The sequence below is a fragment of the Pseudoalteromonas sp. S2721 genome (assembly GCF_005887425.1).
GTDB classification, from domain to species: Bacteria; Pseudomonadota; Gammaproteobacteria; order Enterobacterales; family Alteromonadaceae; genus Pseudoalteromonas; species Pseudoalteromonas simplex.
This window is the reverse complement of the sequence record NZ_PNCZ01000155.1, coordinates 1-206: the sequence shown is the minus strand read 5'-3', so window position 1 is coordinate 206 and position 206 is coordinate 1. Positions and strand designations below refer to the sequence as shown.

At 33.0% G+C, this 206-nt stretch carries 1 pseudogene; it reads right to left on the bottom strand.

Annotated features, from left to right (window positions below):
- A pseudogene (locus tag CWC02_RS20630) lies at positions 1 to 206 on the bottom strand (diacylglycerol kinase family protein); the annotation flags it as partial.

The window sequence follows — 206 nt, the reverse complement described above, 5'->3', positions numbered from 1 at the left end:
TAGTTGCTCGCGTGTTGTTAAGTTATGATTAATAACAGGGATATTTAAATAACGAATATTCTCTTGCGTAGAAGACCATTCAAGGCCATCAATCTCGCAAGTTACATCTAAAATAGACGTAATACCCATTTCTTTCATAGTGTATATATCGGTAGGAAATAAACGACAGTCTAAAAATATATGCTCATTTATTTGTTGTAATGGCG